The organism is Pseudomonas sp. PH1b (assembly GCF_000633395.1).
GTDB lineage: Bacteria > Pseudomonadota > Gammaproteobacteria > Pseudomonadales > Pseudomonadaceae > Aquipseudomonas.
The window spans coordinates 243,130-261,463 of record NZ_AYMU01000008.1 but is presented as its reverse complement, the minus strand read 5'-3'; the positions used below and the strand labels follow the sequence as shown (position 1 = coordinate 261,463).

Genomic DNA, 18,334 nt, shown 5'->3' with positions numbered 1-18,334 from the left:
CACCATGACTGCACTGCAAACCCTGCCTGTGGCGCAACGCCAGCGCTGCGAAGTCTGGACCCGGGTGATGGGCTATCACCGCCCGGTGTCGGCGTTCAACCCTGGTAAACAGTCCGAGCACCACGAGCGGCGGCACTTCCAGGAGGGAGCCGCCACGGCCGGCCACTCGTGAGTCGAACACTGCGGGTCGGGGGCCTGGTGCCCCTGACCACCCTTGATTACCCAGGCAGGCTGGCGTGCGTGGTGTTTTGTCAGGGGTGCGCTTGGCGCTGCCGTTACTGTCACAACCCTCTATTGATTCCCCCACGCGGTCGCCAGGAACTGGAATGGGAGCAGGTCCTGGCATTCCTCCAGCGGCGCCAGGGCCTCCTCGAAGCAGTGGTTTTCAGTGGTGGTGAAGCGACCCTGCAGGCCTGCCTGCCGGATGCCATGGCGCAGGTCCGAGCGCTGGGCTTCAAGGTTGGCCTGCACAGCGCCGGGATCAACCCGGCGGCTTTTGCCCGGGCCCTGCCGGGTGCCGACTGGATCGGTTTCGACGTCAAGGCCCTGGCCGAGGACTGCGCGAACATCACCGGCGTGCGCGGCAGCGGCATGGCCAACTGGCACAGCCTGGACCTGCTGCTGGCCAGCGGCATCGCCTATGAGTGCCGCACCACGGTGCATTGGCATTTGCTTGAGCCATCAGGTTTGTTGAGCCTGGCCCGGCGTTTGAATGAGCGCGGGGTCACGCGGTTCGTGGTACAGCGGGTGCGCACGGCCGACATGTTGGACCCGAGTCTGTCGAAGGCGCCGGCGCCGCCCCCGTTGCCCGCGTTGTGGGAGGCCCTGGGGCAACTGTTTCCCGCGTTCGAGGTGCGGGGCTGATCCCCATGACGGCCTGTCAAGGCTACGGGTGGTTGTTTCTACACAGGCGGGGCACAGGGCCCGGCCGCGATCCGGATTGAGCAGGTAGAGCCGGCAGTGCTGCTCGCCAGGGAAACACCTTGAGCGTCATCGCTCGGTTTGCCCAAGGGCGGTTCCGGCAAGCATGGCTGGGCTGGTGCTCGCGGTGCATCGGCGGCGCCATTGCCGGCCAGGTGGTGGGAAAGCTACATTGGCGCCACTGCCTGTTCTCCACGATCGCCGGAGCCTCCCTGTAATGGCCACTTCCACGTTGTTCCTTTATGTCGTTGCGGTAAGCGCGGTGATGATGACGCCTGGTCCGTCGATGCTCCTGGCACTGAGCAATGGTGCGGGCCACGGGATGCGGGTGGCGTCGTTCGGCATCGCCGGGGCGGCGTTGTCGGACCTGCTGCTGATCGCTGCCGTCGGTTGTGGCCTGGGGGCGTTGTTGCAGGCCTCCGAGCAACTGTTCTCAGTGGTGAAGTGGGCCGGCGCCGCCTACCTGCTGTACCTGGCCTGGGTCCTTTGGCATGCACCGATTCGGCCGTTGTCGGAGACGACCGTGGCTCGTTCGGCAACGGGGCGCTCGGCCTTTATGCGGGCATTGTTCGTCGGTCTTTCAAACCCCAAGGGCGTGCTGTTCTTTTCAGCCTTCCTGCCGCAGTTCATCCAGCCCGCGGAACCCGTCGCTGAGCAATACGTGATCCTGGCCGTCACCAGCGCACTCATCGATTGCCTGATGATGAGCCTCTACGCCTTGGGCGGGCGACAGGCGATGCGAACGTTTTCGTCAAGGGTGATGCAGTGGATCAACCGCTGCAGTGCCGGCATGCTGGCATTGCTTGCCCTGGGCCTGACCCTGTACCGCCGCAACGAGTCGCGTTGAGTTTGCCGGGGCAGGGGAGCATGGGCTGAAGTGCGGTTTTACCGGGCTGCAGATTCCTGGTCCCTTGCCTGAGCACTGAACGGCCTCGCCTCGATCGCGGCGCACCTGTCTTCAGTCCTGCGAGGTGTTCCCGCCGGGCGTGGCCAGCCCTGCACGCAGCGCACTGAGGCCACCCCGGCCGAAGCGGGCCCCGCTTGCTGGAGGCGCTTGGCCCACCGTCGACCCTCTCGATGGTGGGCCCTGGCCCGGGTGCCTCGGCAAAGTAGCGAAGACCCAGGGCGTGGCCGGCACTCTATGGCTGGGCGGGTGCTGTCTGCGCCTGTTCCTCCAGCATGACCAGGGCGCCGACGATAAGTGCCTGCATGCCCTGGTCGAGTTCCGCCTCCATCTCCGTTTCCTCCGCTGCCCGATCGGCCTCGATCAGCGGTTCGCGGCCGGTGACCGAATACACCGTGTCGGCCACGGCAATGCCGTGGAAGGCCACGGTCGCCAGCAACCAGCGCGCGTGATCCTTGGAAAGGCCATAGGCCTGGGCGATGTGGCTCTGGTGTTCGTCGATCTTGCTGAGCATGGGCTGGGTCGCCGCCAGGCGGCGAATGACGTAGGGCGTGAGTCCCGGGTGGGCCTTGACGAAGACCCGCACCGAGGTGGCAAACACGGTCATGTATTCGCGCAGTCCGCCGCGTTGGCCAGCCTCGGCCCGGGGGATCTGCCAGCGGGTGAAGATCTCCTCGGCAACCATGCCTTTGAGCGCTTCCAGGTTGGCGACGTGCTTGTACAGCGCCATATGGCTGACCCCGAGTGCCGCGGCGACGCCGACGAAGGTGATGCTCGGCAAGCCCATCTCGATACCGGCATTGACGATGCGCTCGCGGGTGATGGTCCGAGGGCGGCCGCGGGTCGCGGGCTGTGGTGGCGCTTTCATGGTGGGTCCTTGATCGGTGGTGACAGTCTTTTAGCTGTCTTGTCAGCATTTCGCAAATTAGTTTATAGTCATGCAACTAATTGAGATTCTGATTTCCAAGGCTGTTCCATGCTGATCCCACGCCCTCTGTATCCCCCCTGCAGCCAGCCTCGATCGCACTCAACCAAGACCGACCGGCCCGTCATTGCATCGGGCGCTGCCGCCAGCCGGCAGGCCGTGCGGTGTGACGGCCAGGCGCGAGCCATTCCATCCTTTTGAATTTGCGGATGTTCGATTTCCATGGATCCTCAACACACGGCCCCGGCCAACCCCGTGGTGCCCGGCTCGATCAGCCAGGTGCTCAATCCTATTCGTGGCCGGCTGATTGTCGCCGCGTTGCTGGCCGCCGCTGGCGCCATGCTGACGCTGGTGCCGCTGGCCGTCATTGCCCACATCGCCAGGGTCGCCCTGGCTGACAGCGGCATCGCCGCGGCTGAAATGGGGTGGGCGGTGGCTCTCGGGGTGGCCTGCCTGTTTGCCGGCATGTTGCTGATTTCCCTTGGCGAGTTGCTGGCCCACCTGGCAGACAACCGCATGACCCACCACCTGCGCCGGGCGATCGTCCAGCGCTTGAGCCGGGTGCCGCTCGGCTGGTTCAGCAGCCGGGCATCGGCCGAGGTGAAGCAGGCGATTCAGGACGACATCAACACGCTGCACAGCCTGACCGCGCATTTCTACACCACGGTGGGGCGCGCGGGCGGGGCGATCCTGATCTCGCTGATCTACCTGTTCGCCATGGATTGGCGCATGGCTATCGTCTCGCTGCTGCCGTTTCCCGGGTTCTTCCTGTTTTTCTCCCGGGCAATGAAGGCCAGCGAGGCGAACATGCAGGCGTTCTCCGCCGGGATGGGACGCATCGACAACGCGGTGGTCGAGTTCGTCAACGGTATTGCGGTGGTCAAGGCCTTTGGTGACAGCGGCAAGGCGCACAGCCGTTATCGCCAGGCGATCGATGAGTTCGCCCAGGCGTTCATCGGTTTCACTCGTCCATTGGTGGCCTCGATGGCCAATGCCAACGCGATGATCGCGCCGGTCGCGGTGCTGAGCGTGGTGCTGCTGTTCGGTACGCTGTTCGTGGCCCAGGGCTGGATCGCGGCGGCGGATGTCCTGCCGTTCGTGCTGGTCACTCCCGGCCTGTGCGGCCCTTTGCTGTTGCTGCACTACATCACCCATGAGCTGAGCCACGCCACTGGCGCTGCCCGCCGGGTGCAGGCCTTGCTGCAGACGCCGGTGCTGGAGGCGCCGGCGCCCGACATGCAGCAGTCGCCCAAAGGCTGCGAGGTGCGTTTCGAGGGGGTTGGCCATGCCTATGACGCCGAGCACCAGGTGCTGACAGACGTCAGTTTCTGTCTCGCACCGGGCAGCACCACGGCGATTGTCGGTCGCTCCGGTGCCGGCAAGTCGACCCTGGCCCGGTTGCTGCTGCGCTTCTTCGACCCGAGCACGGGCCGCATCACCCTGGGCGGTGTGGACCTGCGCCATCTTGAGTGCTCCAGCCTGTACCGGCACATCGGCTTCGTGCTGCAGGACGTGCGCCTGATCCACGCCAGTGTGCGCGACAACATTGCCTTGGGCAGGCCCAGCGCCAGCCAGCAGGAGATCGAGGCGGCGGCGCGCATCGCCAACCTCCACGAGCGGATTCTCGGCCTGCCACGCGGCTATGACTCGGTGGTCGGTGAAGACGCAGCCTTGTCCGGCGGCGAGCAGCAGCGGTTGAGCATTGCCCGCGCGGTGCTGCTCGACCCGCCGGTGCTGGTGCTCGACGAAGCCACGGCGGCGGCCGACGCCGAAAGCGAGGCCGCGATCCAGGATGCGCTGGCGCACTTTGCCGAAGGCTGCACGCTGCTGGTCATCGCCCATCGACTGGACACGGTGATGCACGCCGACCAGATCATCGTGCTCGACAACGGCGCGCTGCTTGAGCAGGGCCGCCACGGCGAATTGCTCGCCCGCCGCGGACTCTATGCGCAGCTGTGGGCGCAGGGCGGCTACTCACACTCTGAACCACGGGTGGTGCCGTCATGCTGAAGCCCTTTGTGCAACTGTTGGGCAGCGATATGCCGGTGCTGCGTCGCTACGTCTGGCTGGCGGTGGTGTATGGCCTGCTCAGCGGGCTGACCCTAGTGACGCTGGTGCCGGTCCTCAGCCGACTGCTGGTGGGTGATGTACGTGCTGCGGCGCCCTGGCTGCTCCTGACCCAGGCCGGCATGCTCGCCTGTTGGGCCTGCCGGCGTCGGGTGGAGAGAGCGGGGGTGGCAGTGGGCGTGAGCCTTTTGCAGGGCGCGCGGCAGCGCATCGGCGATCACGTCACGCGCCTGCCCCTGGGCTGGTTCAACGCGGACAATACCAGCCGCCTCGGCCATCTCATCAGCCAGGGCATGATGGCAGTGGCGCAACTCCCGGCCCACGTGTTCACCCCGGTGATCAGTGGTGCGGTGACACCGCTGGTGATCATTGTCGCGCTGTTTTTCCTGCACGGGACCATGGGCCTGATCGCGTTGTTGGCGCTGCCGATCCTGGCGGCCGGCCTGCTGCTCACAGCGCGCCTGGGGCGCCACGCGGACCAGGCCTTCCAGGGGCATTTTGCCGACGCCAGCCAGCGCATGGTCGAGTTCGCCCAGGCCCAGTCGGTGCTGCGTGCGTTCAACGGGGAAGGCGGTGGTACTGCGCTGCTGAAACAGGCCATCGACCGGCAGCGCCAAGCGGGCACGCGGCTGATCTACCAGACCTCGCTGTCGGTGGTGCTCAATGCCTGGCTGGTGCAGGCGATCTTCGCCGCCTTGCTGATTGCCGCCGCCCTGTGGCTCAACGTCCATCTGGACAGCACATTGGAAGCGGGCTCGGTGGTGGCGGTGATCGTCGCGCTGATATTGGCCAGCCGCTACATCGATTCGTTGCTGGACGTGGCCAGCTACGCGGAGATTCTGCGCAACGCCTACGGCCAGCTCGAAGCCGTGCAGCGACTGTTTGCGGTCCAGCCCCTGGTCGAGCCGGATCAGCCGCAGGCCCCGCGTGACGGCTCGATCGAGTTGCGCCAGGTGAGCTTGCGCCATGGGCCGGATCAGCCCGAGGTGCTGCGTGACATCAGCCTGCAGATCGCCCCTGGCAGCCTGACGGCGCTGATCGGCGCCTCCGGTTCGGGCAAGACCACGCTGCTGCGCTTGGTCGCGCGGTTTTTCGAGGCGAGCCAGGGCAGCGTACGGGTGGGTGGCGTCGATGTGCGGCAGATGTCCAGCGCTCAGTTGGCCGGGCAGATCAGCCAGATTTTCCAGGGCAGCTATCTGTTCCAGGGCAGCATTGCCGACAACATCCGCATCGGTAAGCCCGAGGCCAGCGATGCCGAAGTCCTCGACGCGGCGCAGCAGGCCGGCGTCGGCGAACTCATCCTGCGTCTGCCCCAGGGCCTGCAGACAGCAGTGGGCGAGGGCGGTGCGCAGTTGTCGGGTGGCGAGCGCCAGCGCATCGCGATTGCTCGCGCGCTGATCAAGGACGCCCCGATCCTGTTGGTGGACGAAGCCACCGCCGCCCTCGATGCGGAAAACCAGTTGATCATTGCCCAGACGCTGGCCAGGTTACGTGGCCGGCGCACCCTGCTGGTGATTGCCCACCAACTGTCCACGGTGTCGATGGCTGATCAGATCCTGGTGCTCGAAGAGGGCCAACTGGTCGAGCAGGGCCCGCCGGCGGTATTGCGTGCCAGCGGCGGGCGCTATGCGCATTACCTCGAACAGCGTCAGGCCGCCAAGGGTTGGCGGATCGCTGCAGCGTCCCACAGTGAAGCCCACTGATGCGGGCCCCCTGGTTTGTGTTGTTGCTGGCGCTGTGCGTTGCATCCCTGCTGGTGGGGGTGCGACAGCTGGAGTGGTCGCAGCTGTTTTCGCTGTCCAGCGATGCCTGGCTGACCTTGACGGCCAGCCGCCTGCCACGCCTGGCCGCGTTGGTGCTGACCGGGATCGGCCTGGCGGTGTGCGGAGTGATCCTGCAGCACATCGTGCGCAACAAGTTTGTCGAGCCCGGCACTACGGGCGGACTGGACGCGGCCAAGCTCGGCATCCTGGCGTCGCTGGTACTGGCACCCACGGCCGGCACCCTGGGGCGGATGCTGTTCGCGCTGCTGTTCTGCTTCGTCGCGGGTTTGCTCTTCGTGCTGATCATCCGGCGCATCCGCTTCAAGAGCGCGGTGCTGGTGCCGGTCATCGGCTTGATGTACGGCGGGGTGTTGAGCGCCATCGCCGAGTTCTACGCCTATCGCAACAACATCATGCAAAGCATGCAGGGCTGGCTGCTGGGGGACTTTTCCAGGGTGGTCCAGGGCAACTACGAAATCATCTACCTGATCCTGCCGATCGTCGGGCTGACCTACCTCTATGCCCACCGTTTCACCGTGCTCGGCATGGGTGAGGACCTGGCCAGCAGCCTGGGCTTGAACTATGGGGCGACGGTGGCGCTGGGCCTGTTGCTGGTGGCGGTGACCGTGGCTGCCACGGTGATCACCGTCGGCTCGATCCCTTTTGTCGGGCTGGTCATTCCCAATCTGGTGGCGCTGCGCTATGGCGACAACCTGGGCCGTACGCTGCCCATCGTGGCCTTGTCGGGGGCATCGTTGCTGCTGGTCTGCGACATCCTCGGGCGCCTGCTGATCTACCCATTCGAGGTGCCCATCGGCCTGACCGCCGGCAGCGTGGGAGGCGTGCTGTTCCTGGCGCTGATCTTCTGGAGGCAGCGATGATGCGCCGACATTCGCAGTACCTGGCCTGGGCAGGGGTGCTGGTGCTGGCCCTGGTGTTCGTGATCGCCGGCTCGGGGCTGGATTTTACCTACGTGATTCCCAAGCGGCTCGCCCGGCTGGCGGCGATGCTGATTGGCGGGGTCTGTATCGCTTGGTCATCGATTACGTTCCAGACCCTCACCGGCAACCGGATACTGACCCCGGCGATCATGGGCTACGAGGCGGTCTACCTGCTGTTGCAGGCCCTGCTGATTCTGTTCTTGGGCACCTACAGCCTGGTGTTGCTCGGGATCACCGGCAACTTTCTGCTGTCGGTGCTGGTGATGTTCGCCTATTCGTGGCTGATCCATCACTGGCTGTTCCGCAGCGGCAGGAACAACCTGTATGTCCTGCTGCTGCTTGGGCTGGTGCTGAGCATGGTGATCACCACCTTCACCCAGTTTGTCCAGCTCAAGGTCAGCCCCGGCGAGTTTTCCGTGCTGCTGGGCTACAGCCAGGCCTCTTTCAACCGGGTGCAACCGCAGCAACTGTTGTACTCGGGGCTGCTCGTCACGGCGGTGTGCCTGGTGGGCCTGAAGACCCTGCCAACCCTGGATGTGCTGTCCCTGGGGCGGGACCAGGCGATGTCCCTGGGCGTCGACTATCGGCGCAGCGTGCGCCTGCATCTGGCTTTGATCGCCACCCTGGTCGCGGTTTCCACCAGCCTGCTGGGGCCCACGGCGTTCATGGGCATCTTCGTCGCCAACATCACCTATGCCCTGTGCCGGACCTTGCGCCACCGGGTCACGCTGGCGCTGGGCAGCGCGATTGCAATCGGCATGTTCATCAGCGCCCAACTGCTGGTCGAGCATGTCTTCAACTACAAGACCACCGTCGGCATTCTCGTCAACCTGGTGTGCGGCGGGTATTTCCTGGTGCTGATGGTGCGTACCCGAGGAACTCCATGATCACTGTCCACGACCTGCACAAGGCCTACGGCGCCAAGACTGTTGTGGGCGGCGTCGATGCCTGTTTTCCCGCACAGCGGCTGACCTCGCTGATCGGCCCCAATGGCGCCGGCAAGAGCACATTGCTGATGATGATCGCGCGGTTGATGGCGCCCACCCGCGGCGAGGTGCGCATCGAGGGCCGCCCGGTGGCCGGCATCCCTGCGGCTGAGTACGCCAGGCGCGTCGCCACCTTGCGTCAGGCACCGGACTTCAACCTGCGGCTGACGGTGGAGGAACTGGTTGCCTTCGGGCGCTTCCCCTACAGCCGTGGTGCGCTGACCCGGGAAGACCGGCGGGTCATCGACGAGGCCATTGCCTTCTTGTCGCTGGAGCCGCTGCGCCAGGCCTACCTCGACGAACTCAGCGGCGGCCAGCGGCAGATGGCTTTCCTGGCCATGACCATCGCCCAGCAGACGGATTACCTATTGCTGGATGAGCCGCTGAACAACCTCGATATCAAGCACGCCGTGCAGATCATGCGCGCGCTGCGGCGCCTGTGCGACGAACAGGGGCGCACGGTGATCCTGGTGGTCCACGACATCAATTTTGCCGCCAGCTATTCCGACCACATCGTGGCGATGAAGGGCGGGGCGGTGCAGTGCGCCGGCAGCGTCGCCGAGGTGGTGACCGAAGCCCGGCTGGGCGAGCTGTACGGCCTGGACTTCGAGATCACCCAGGGCCAGCGCGGGCGCCTGTGCAACTACTTCAACCCATAAGAGAACGGCAATGATGTTCAATCACAGATACCGGCGGTGGCCGTTGGCCCTGCTGATCGCCGCGGCTGTCGCGGTGCAGGGCTGCAACGACAAACCCGGCGCACCTCCCTCGGCCGCCGCTGCGCCACCCTTGGCGCCGGCGGACTATGCACCGGTCACCGTGCAGCACCAGTTGGGCTCGACGCTGATCGAGCATGTTCCGCAGCGGGTAGTGGCCCTGGACATGAATGAGGTCGACTTCCTCGACCAGTTGGGGATTGCCGTGGCGGGCATGCCGAAGGACTTCGTCCCGCATTTTCTTGCCCGCTACAAGGACGCGGCGAACATCGAGGACCTGGGGGCGATTGTCCAGCCCAATCTGGAGCGGATCCATGGCCTCAAGCCCGACCTGATACTGATCACCTCGCTGCAGGCCAATCACTACCGGGAGCTGAGCGAGATGGCGCCGACGCTGCATTTCGATGTCGACTACCGCGACAGCGAGACCCGGCACATCGAAGTCATCAGGGACCACCTGCTGAGCCTGGGGCAGATCTTCGGCAAGTCGGCACTGGCCCGGGAACAAGCCGCGGCGCTTGAGGCCCAGGTCGAGGAGGCCCGGCGTATCACCCAGGGTCGCCCCGAGAAAGCACTGGTGGTGCTGCACAACAACGGCGCCTTCAGCTCGTTCGGCGTGCAGTCGCGCTATGGCTTCATCTTCAACGCCCTGGGGGTCAAGCCCGCCAGCCCGACGGCCGAGGCCGGCCTGCACGGTCAGCCGATTTCCAGCGAGTTCATTCAGCAGGCCAACCCCGACATCCTCTATGTGGTGGACCGCACGGCAGTGATGGAGCGGCGCCCGGTGATGGACGCCCAGAGCATGGGCAACCCGTTGCTGCGCCAGACCAATGCCTGGAAAAACGGCCGGGTGATCTTTGTCGACGCCCAAGCCTGGTATGTCACCGGGGCGAGCCCGACCTCCCTGAAACTGATGATCGCCGACGTCCTCAAGGGCTATCGGGACTGACTCGGCCTTGGCCGTTGCCAAGTGAATATTTGCTTATTAGCGATTCTCATTAAAAACAGCACTTCGATTCAGCTTTAAAAAATACAACAACCCTGCCTTCATCTCACAACGGAGTTCTAGCGTGAGCAAACGCCATTCCCACCCCCGTATTGCGCCACCCTGTGCAGTCTTTGCCCTGAACCGTACCGCTGCCGCCGTGCAGACGGTGCTGTTGGGCTTGAGTCTGGCGGTGATCGGGCTTCCCGCACAGGCCGAAAGCTCGAGTGCCGAGGAAGAGGAGCGCGGATTAACCTTGCCAGTCGCCACAGTGCAGGGCGAGATGGCCTTGCCCGCCGAGCTGCCGCCCACCTATGCGGGCGGGCAAGTGGCGACCGGCGGCCGGGTCGGCCTGCTGGGCAACAAGGACTTCATGGAGACGCCGTTCAGTACCATCAGCTACACAGAAAAATACATTGCCGACCGCCAGGCCAAGAACATCACCCAGGTCATTGCCGCCACCGATCCTGCGGTATTCAGCAACGGCCTGACCGGCACCTTCAGCGAGAACTACTCCATCCGCGGTTTCGCCAGCAGCATCAGCGACGTGACGGTTGGCGGGCTGTTCGGCATGGCTCCCTATTACCGGATCTCGCCGGAAATGTACGAGCGCATCGAGGTGCTCAAGGGCCCGTCGGCCCTGCTCAACGGCATGCCGCCGGGGGGCTCGGTGGGCGGCACTGTCAACCTGGTGCCCAAGCGTGCCGGGGAGGAGCCGCTGACGCGCCTGACCACCACCTACATGTCCGATGCACAGTACGGCGGGCACCTGGACGTGGGCCGGCGCTTTGGTGAGAACCAGCAGTTTGGCGTGCGCTTCAACAGTGTCTACCGGGATGGCGACGGGGCGATCGACCATCAAAAACCCAAGACCCAGCTGAACGCCCTGGGCCTGGACTGGCGTGGCGAACGAGTCAGGCTTTCCGCCGATCTCTATGACAGCGAGGACCGCGTCCGCGGACAAAACCGCGGGATCAGCCTGGCTTCCGGCGTCTCGGTGCCCAAGCCGCCGAAGTCGGACACCCTGTTGAATCCCGATTGGGGCTATGTCGAAACCCGGGACAAGGGCGCGATCTTGCGCGGCGAGTTCGACCTCAGCGACCACCTGATGGCCTATGCCGCCTATGGCGCCAGCAAGACCCACTACGCCTACAACGGCACCATGATGGCCACGGTGTTCAATGACGCGGGCGACTTTCGCACCAGCATGGGCCAGCTCAAGCAGGACCTGGAAAAGACCTCGGGGGAGCTGGGCTTGAAAGGTGATTTCAAGACCGGGCCCGTGAGCCATAACTGGTCGGTGAATGCCACCCACTACGGTGACAAGCAAAAGGACTATGGGCGCAGATCGGTACCCGGGGCGGACTGGGTCACCAATATCTACAACCCGGTCTGGGGCCCGGCCGCGGCTGCCAGCTGGCCGCTGATTGCCCACACTGAAAACCGGCTGACCAGCTATGGCCTGGCGGACACCCTGTCGATTCTCGAGGACCAGGTCCAACTGACCCTGGGCGTACGCCGCCAGCAGGTGCTCACCGACAGCTTCAGCACCCAGACCGGACAGCGCAGCGATCGTTATGACGAAAGCGCCACGACGCCAGCGGCGGCCTTGCTGATCAAGGTCACCGACCAGGTTTCCGTGTACGCCAACTACATCGAAGGCCTGAGCAAAGGCGCCAGTGCGCCGATGGGGGCGAAAAACGTGGGAGAGGTGTTCGCGCCCTACAAGTCCAAGCAGAAAGAGCTTGGTGTGAAGCTTGATCTCGGTGACTTCACCCACACCCTCAGCCTGTATGAAATCACCCGCCCCAGCGGGTATCTCGACCCGGACACCGAGATCTTTTCCTTTGGTGGCGAGCAGCGTAACCGTGGCATCGAGTGGGGCTTCTTCGGTTCGCCGCTGAGCGATGTGCGCCTGATGGGCGGCGTGGCCCGTGTCGACCCCAAACTCACCAAGACCGCGGGGGGTGTCAACGAAGGCAAGACAGCCATCGGCCAGCCCACGCTGCAAGGCAAGCTGGGGGTGGAATGGGATACTCCGGTCATCGAGGGCCTGACACTGACGGCCAACGCCACCTCCGTGTCCCAGCAGTACATCAGCGCCGACAACTCGCAGTCGATTCCGGGCTACACCATTTTCGATGTGGGCACGCGCTACGCCCTGCAGGTTGCCAGCCGCCCAGTGACCTTGCGCGGTAACGTCAGCAACCTGACCAACAAGGCCTACTGGGGGACGCCGTTACTGTCCAGCCTGGGCCTGGGGGCACCGCGCACCTTTGAGCTGTCGGCTACGGTGGATTTCTGAGGCGCTGAGCGGGTCAACGCCTGCCGACACCTTGGGTGCTCGGCTTTTGATCCCAGAGTGAACCGGCACTGAACCCCTGGACTGAAACCGTACGTCAGCGAATCAGATTCTGGCGTACGGTCTCAGTCCAGTCTGTCGTACCTGTGCTCGGCCTGGATGAGGGGGTAGCCCCGGGGGTTGGAAGCAGGCTGGCCAGAGCCCCAGCGTTTCCTGTACCGCCTCCCGGTCTTTCAGGCATTCGATCGCGAAAACATCTGTGCCTTGCGGTGCTCTCTCGCCAGGCATGCAGCGCCGGTGCCAACAGCCGCTGTTGCGGGGCGATCACACCAGTTGATCAAACAATCCCGTCAATCACGATATGCCGGTGCCCACGACTGCATTGCTCAATCCGGGCCTCGACTTTGTAAACGCTGCGCAGCATCAGTTCGGTAATCACTTCCTGGCTCGGGCCGCTGCCTTGAGTGGTGCCGTCGGCAATCACCAGGACCTGATCGGCAAAACGCAGCGCCTGGTTGAGGTCGTGGATGGCAATGAACACAATCACTTGGTTCTTGCGGGCCAGACTGCGCATGAAGTTCAGCACCTGAACCTGTCGATGCATATCGAGGGCGCTGGTGGGTTCGTCCATCAGCAGTATCTCCGGCTCCCTGACCAGGGTTTGGGCGATGGACACCAACTGCTGCTGACCGCCGCTGAGCTCTCCGAGGTTACGAAAGGACAACTCGCTGATGCCCAGCGCCGTCAGGGTCTCGTCGACCAGTGCCAATTCGTCATCGTGCACGGTCCATCCCGGTGCCAGTTGCTTGCGTGCCAGCAACACCGATTCATAGACCGTTAACCGCGCGCTGGCATTCAGACCCTGAGGCATGTAACTGATGCCTGCAGGACCTTTTTTCGAGTCCTGCAATATCACCTGCCCGGGGCCGTCGATCAGCCCCGCCATGCGCTTGAACAACGTCGACTTGCCGGCCGCATTGGGGCCAACCACGGCGACCACCTGGCCACCGAAAAAAGCCGCCGTCGAAACACCGCGAATAATCTCGCGCTGCGCGTATTGGGCGCCGAGGTTTTCCAGTTGCAACTTCACCATGAGTTTTTCTTCCCGCCGAGGATCAGAGAGATGAAGAACGGCACGCCAATCAGTGACGTGACCACGCCAATGGGGAAAATCGCGCCGGGGATCAGTACTTTGCTAATTACGGAACTGGCCGACAGAATCAATGCGCCGGTTAGCAGCGCGGCCGGCAGGAAGAACCGCTGGTCTTCACCGATCAGCATGCGGGCGATGTGCGGCCCGACCAGGCCGATGAAACCGATGGTGCCGACAAAGGCCACTGGAAACGAGGCCAGCAGGCTGACCATGATCAGCGTCTGAAAGCGCAGGCTGCGGACGTTGATACCGAAGCTGGCGGCCTTGTCGTCGCCCAGGCGAAGGGCGGTCAAGGCCCAGGCGCGTTTGGCGAAGATCGGCAGCGTGATGAGGATGACCAGGCAGATCACCCCGAGTTTCGGCCAGGTGGCTTTGGTCAGGCTGCCCATTGTCCAGAACACCACGGCGGCTACCGCTTGCTCGGTGGCAAAGAACTGCACCAGCGCCAACAAGGCGTTGAAGGTGAACACCAGGGCAATGCCAAGCAGCACAATGGTTTCGGCGGTCACGCCACGTCGCAGGCTCAGGAAGTGGATCAGCAACGCCGACAGCATGGCCATGATGAAGGCGTTCAGCGGCACCATGAATTGTGCCGCCAGCGGGAACAGGGCGACGCCGAATGCCAGCCCCAGGGCGGCACCGAAACTGGCGGCTGCGGAAATGCCCAGGGTGAACGGACTGGCGAGCGGGTTGTTGAGGATGGTCTGCATCTGCGCGCCCGCCAGCGACAACGCCGCCCCGACGGCCACCGCCATCAACGCCACCGGCAGGCGAATGTCCCACATGACCACGCGCACCTGCGGGGCCGCGCTGCTCGGCGAAAGCAGCGCGCCAAGCACGTCCTTGACGCTGTAGTTGGCCGGGCCCAACGCCAGGTCGAGCAGCACGCTGCACATCAACACGATTGCCAGCCCGGCAAGGATCAGGCACTTGCGCAGCACCAAACGGCGGTAGGTTTCGCGCTGCCGGGCCACGGCCTGGGTTAGCGTGCTCATGGTTTGACCTCGGGCTTGCGCAAGCTGACGAAGTAGCCCGACTCATACGGCACCGGCAGGAAACGCTCATGCAGCTCGCGCAATGATGCGTCCGGATCGAGGTCGGCAAACAACTCTGGATGGAACCATTTCGCCAACTGCTGGATAGCGGCGAACTGGTAAGGGCTGTTATAGAACTGATGCCAGATGGCATGGAAGGCTTGATGCTCCTGGGCCTTGATACCCGCGTAGGCCGGGCGTTGGGTGTACCAGGCAAGCTTTTTCCGGGCTTGGGTCATGTCCGCGCCGGGGCCGACACCGACCCAGTGGCCTCCCGGGGCAAAGGCTTCCCAGTTGGCGCTGGTGACCACCACGTGCGCCGGGTTGGCGACTATGACCTGCTCGGGGTTCAACTGGCCGAACGTGCTGGGAATGATGCTCCGGGCTATGTTGTTGCCCCCGGCCATGTCGACGAAACGACCAAAGTTCTCGTTGCCGAAACTCAGGCAGCAATCATCGGTGTAGCCGCCGATGCGTTCGATGAACACGTCGGGGCGGGGCGGGTGGCTGCGTTCGATGACGTCTGTGACGCGATGAATCTGCTGGTTGCGAAAATCGATGAAGGCCTGGGCCCGTTGCTCTTTGCCAAACAGTTGGCCGAACAGGCGCATGGTCGGTTCGGTGTTCTGCATCGGGTTGTTGCGAAAGTCGACATACACCACTGGGATGCCCAGGGCGTCAAGCTTTTCGATATAGCGTGCATCTTCGGTTGCATGCTGTGCTTCGATATTGAGGATGATCACATCGGGTTGCTGGGCTATTGCCTGTTCGATATCGAAGGTCCCGTCTTCAAACCCGCCGAAGGTTGGAACCTTGGCAATCTCGGGAAACAGGCGCAGGTAGGCGTTGTAGGTGTCAGGGTCGGACTGGATCAGATCCTTGCGCCAGCCGACGATGCGTTCGAAGGGGTTGTGTGTGTCCAGTGCGGCGACCAGATACAGCTGTCGGCCCTCGCCGAGAATGACCCGCCTGACCGGCAGGTGCACCTTGACCTTGCGTCCCAGCAGGTCGCTGACCTCGGTACGTACTGCGTTCGCCTCGGATGCGTGGGTACTGAGGGGCACCAGGGAAAACAGGCTCAGCAGTCCAGCCAGCAGCAGCGCTGCAACAACCTGGCTGCGTCGATCGAAAATCACCATGGTCAAAGCCTTTGCAAAGTCAGGTCGGCCAACGGTTCACACCGTCAGCCGGCTGAACGTTTCAGAAATCGACAGTTGCCGAGAGTAATAAGGTGCGCGGTGAACCCTGGGAAAATGCGCCGTAGGAGGCGACGCCCGACCAGTACTTGTGGTCGAGCACGTTCTGCACGGTGGCGCGAAAAGTGGTCGGCCGCTGATCGATGCGAGTGGAGTAGCGTGCACCGACATCAAAGCGGGTCCAGTCATCCAGCTTCTGGGTGTTGGCCAGGTCGGCGTACTGGCTACCGGTATGGATCGCTCCCCCGGTCAACGTCAGGCCCTCGATCCATGAGGTGTCCCATTCGGCCCACAAATTGGCTTGGACTTGCGGCACGCCCACCGGTTTATTGCCACGATTGCCAGCGACGGCCGTTTTGCTCAGTTGCGCGTCAAGCAAGGTCACGCCACCCAGTAGCCGGGTGCCTGGCGCCACTTCGCCGAACACGTTCAGTTCCAGCCCGCGGTTGCGTTGTTCGCCTTGCACCGCAAACACCCCGGACGCCAGCTCTCCACTGGGTTTGGTGATTTGAAACAGGGCCAGGGTGGAGGTGAATACGTCGTAGTCGACCTTGACCCCGAGTTCGTGCTGGCGGGAAACGTAAGGAGCAAAGATCTCCCCGGCATTCGACGCGGTGGAGGGGGCAACGTCGCCCTTGCTCAGGCCTTCGAGGTAGTTGTAATAGAGTGAAACATGGTCCCAGGGCTTGAGCACTGCACCGAACAGCGGCGTGGTCCGGCCGTCGTCGTAGGCCGTGGAAACGGCTCCGGCTGCGTTGTAGTTGTCGGATTTGATGTTCTGTTTGCGCACGCCAAGGGTCACCTGGACGCGCTCGTCAAGTAACGCCAGGGTGTTGGCCAGCGCCACGCCGGTCAGTTCGCTGGCGGACACTTTCGGCGTATCCGGCTTGGGGATCACGGGTTCGGGGCGATCCACGGGGTGATAGATGTTCGACAGGATCGGTGCGCCGGAGATGATCCCGCGGGACAGCACATCGCGATAGCGACTGACCTGCACGGTCGTGCGGTGACTGATGGGCCCGGTATCGAAGCGCAGGCGCGCACCGGCGTCGAGGGTGTAGCGCTTGACTTCAAATTTGTAGTAACCGGGGATGGAAGAGGTGTCGCCAGCCGCATTGATAATGGTCGGGGTCTGGTCCGACATCCGTGCAACATCCGACTTGCCACCGCCGGCATGGGCGAAAACAGCCAGGGCGTCGCTGAGATCGTATTCACCAGTGAACAGGGCGGATTTGTCACGGGTTCGCGACCAGCCCCAATCCTGGCTGACATTGATACGACCGTTGGCTGCCGAGGGAATATCTACCCCCGGGGCGATCAGAAACGGCCGGGAAGCGGCGTCGAAGCGTTCTTGCTGATTGAGCCAGTCCAGGCTGGTGCGCAGGCGTTCACCCTGGTAGTCGAGGGATATTGCACCGATATCAACGTGACGGGACTGAGCGTCGATCACCGTGTCGCCCAATTGGCTGCTGCCGTTGAGGCGCACCCCAAACCGGCGATCTTCACCAAAGCGTCGGCTGACGTCGAGGTGGCCGCCCAGCTGAGAATCCAGCGCGTAACGGGTGGTAAAACGGGTCAGGTCTTGGTCGAGAGAACGCTTGGGTACTACGTTGATGACGCCGCCGACCGCGTTGTTGGGTGCCATGCCGTAGAGCAGGGCGCCGGGACCTTTGACCAGTTCGATGCGCTCGGCATAGTCGGTAAATACCCGGTAGTTGGGTGCCACGCCGTATACGCCGTCGAACGCCAGTTCACCGAGGTTGCCTTCACCAACGGGAAAACCCCGGATGAAGAACGAGTCGACAATCCCTCCGGCCTGGCCCGTGGAGCGCACCGACGAATCGCGTTCCAGCACATCACCGACGGTGACGGCCTGTTGATCCTTGATCAGCGCCGAGGTGTAGGTGCTGATGCTGAAGGGGGCATCCATCACATCGGTATTGCCGAGGATGCCCAGGCGCCCGCCATTGGCGACCTGTCCACCGGCATAGCTCGGTGGCAGGGTATCGCCGCGCTTGTCAGCACCGATCACCGTCGTCTCGTCCAGCGTCACCCGGGTTTGGATCAGGGTGTAGGTACCGTCGCTGCGCAACACCATTTCCAGGCCACTGCCTTGCAGCAAGCGCTTGACCGCCTCCTGGGTGGAGAAATGGCCGATCAGTGCCGGGCTGGTCAGGCCTTCGGTCAACGAGGGCTGGAACGACAGGGCGATACCGGCGTCCACGGCGAAGCTCGACAGGGTCGCGCCGAGCGGTCCCGAAGGCGTGTTGTAGGCACGGATCTCGACAGCGTCCAGTTGTGCAGGCACGACGGCCAAGGCCAATGGGCAAATGCTGCCCATCAGGGCCAGGCTGAGCAACGTACTGCGAATAATGGGTTGGAACTGACGATCCGGATGCAGATGGCGTGCCGCAGGCATGAATGGATGGACCTATGAACAG

15 protein-coding genes are annotated in these 18,334 nt (G+C 63.7%); 10 read left to right on the top strand and 5 right to left on the bottom strand.

Going from position 1 to position 18,334, the window contains the following annotated elements:
- The first annotated feature begins 4 nt into the window (after positions 1–4).
- From nrdD to U873_RS0115445, 3 genes are all read left to right on the top strand, one after another.
- On the top strand, positions 5–172 hold the full coding sequence (gene nrdD / locus U873_RS0115455) for an anaerobic ribonucleoside-triphosphate reductase (protein ID WP_025129124.1): 168 nt from the start codon (positions 5–7) through the stop codon (positions 170–172).
- Complete coding sequence (locus tag U873_RS0115450; RefSeq protein ID WP_029978425.1) at positions 169–864, top strand: anaerobic ribonucleoside-triphosphate reductase activating protein; 696 nt, start codon at positions 169–171, stop codon at positions 862–864. The genes nrdD and U873_RS0115450 overlap by 4 nt, the downstream gene beginning before the upstream one ends.
- A gap of 274 nt (positions 865–1,138) precedes the next feature.
- Positions 1,139–1,768 carry a LysE family translocator gene (locus tag U873_RS0115445; protein WP_025129122.1) on the top strand — a complete coding sequence of 210 codons (630 nt, stop codon included), beginning with the start codon at positions 1,139–1,141 and terminating at the stop codon, positions 1,766–1,768.
- 292 nt (positions 1,769–2,060) lie between these two features.
- Here the strand turns inward: U873_RS0115445 and U873_RS0115440 are convergent, their stop codons facing one another.
- Entirely contained in the window at positions 2,061–2,693 is a 633-nt protein-coding gene (locus tag U873_RS0115440) for a TetR/AcrR family transcriptional regulator (protein WP_025129121.1), read from the bottom strand.
- 279 nt (positions 2,694–2,972) lie between these two features.
- On the opposite strand from U873_RS0115440, the gene U873_RS0115435 reads away from it, so the two are divergent.
- From U873_RS0115435 to U873_RS0115405, 7 genes are all read left to right on the top strand, one after another.
- Positions 2,973–4,760: an ABC transporter ATP-binding protein gene (locus U873_RS0115435; protein WP_025129120.1), complete on the top strand. Its 1,788-nt coding sequence runs from the start codon at positions 2,973–2,975 to the stop codon at positions 4,758–4,760.
- A complete protein-coding gene (locus U873_RS0115430; RefSeq protein ID WP_025129119.1) occupies positions 4,754–6,520 on the top strand; it encodes an ABC transporter ATP-binding protein in 1,767 nt (588 codons plus the stop codon). Before U873_RS0115435 ends, U873_RS0115430 begins: the two co-directional genes overlap by 7 nt.
- Positions 6,520–7,461: an ABC transporter permease gene (locus U873_RS0115425; protein ID WP_025129118.1), complete on the top strand. Its 942-nt coding sequence runs from the start codon at positions 6,520–6,522 to the stop codon at positions 7,459–7,461. Before U873_RS0115430 ends, U873_RS0115425 begins: the two co-directional genes overlap by 1 nt.
- The gene (locus U873_RS0115420) at positions 7,458–8,408 is read left to right on the top strand and encodes an iron chelate uptake ABC transporter family permease subunit (protein ID WP_029978424.1); all 951 of its coding nucleotides are present in this window, start codon (positions 7,458–7,460) and stop codon (positions 8,406–8,408) included. Before U873_RS0115425 ends, U873_RS0115420 begins: the two co-directional genes overlap by 4 nt.
- A complete protein-coding gene (locus U873_RS0115415; RefSeq protein ID WP_025129116.1) occupies positions 8,405–9,166 on the top strand; it encodes an ABC transporter ATP-binding protein in 762 nt (253 codons plus the stop codon). The genes U873_RS0115420 and U873_RS0115415 overlap by 4 nt, the downstream gene beginning before the upstream one ends.
- A gap of 10 nt (positions 9,167–9,176) precedes the next feature.
- Positions 9,177–10,172 carry a siderophore ABC transporter substrate-binding protein gene (locus U873_RS0115410; protein ID WP_025129115.1) on the top strand — a complete coding sequence of 332 codons (996 nt, stop codon included), beginning with the start codon at positions 9,177–9,179 and terminating at the stop codon, positions 10,170–10,172.
- Positions 10,173–10,293: 121 nt separating this feature from the next.
- On the top strand, positions 10,294–12,513 hold the full coding sequence (locus U873_RS0115405) for a TonB-dependent siderophore receptor (protein ID WP_025129114.1): 2,220 nt from the start codon (positions 10,294–10,296) through the stop codon (positions 12,511–12,513).
- A gap of 334 nt (positions 12,514–12,847) precedes the next feature.
- On the opposite strand, the gene U873_RS0115400 is transcribed toward U873_RS0115405, so the two are convergent.
- The 4 genes from U873_RS0115400 to U873_RS0115385 form a co-directional block, all read right to left on the bottom strand.
- A complete protein-coding gene (locus U873_RS0115400) occupies positions 12,848–13,603 on the bottom strand; it encodes an ABC transporter ATP-binding protein (protein WP_025129113.1) in 756 nt (251 codons plus the stop codon).
- Positions 13,597–14,658 carry an iron ABC transporter permease gene (locus U873_RS0115395; protein WP_025129112.1) on the bottom strand — a complete coding sequence of 354 codons (1,062 nt, stop codon included), beginning with the start codon at positions 14,656–14,658 and terminating at the stop codon, positions 13,597–13,599. Before U873_RS0115395 ends, U873_RS0115400 begins: the two co-directional genes overlap by 7 nt.
- Positions 14,655–15,836, bottom strand: a complete 1,182-nt coding sequence (locus U873_RS0115390; RefSeq protein ID WP_025129111.1) for an ABC transporter substrate-binding protein — start codon at positions 15,834–15,836, stop codon at positions 14,655–14,657. Before U873_RS0115390 ends, U873_RS0115395 begins: the two co-directional genes overlap by 4 nt.
- Positions 15,837–15,897: 61 nt before the next feature.
- A complete protein-coding gene (locus U873_RS0115385; RefSeq protein WP_025129110.1) occupies positions 15,898–18,312 on the bottom strand; it encodes a TonB-dependent receptor in 2,415 nt (804 codons plus the stop codon).
- Between the last annotated feature and the right edge of the window lie 22 nt (positions 18,313–18,334).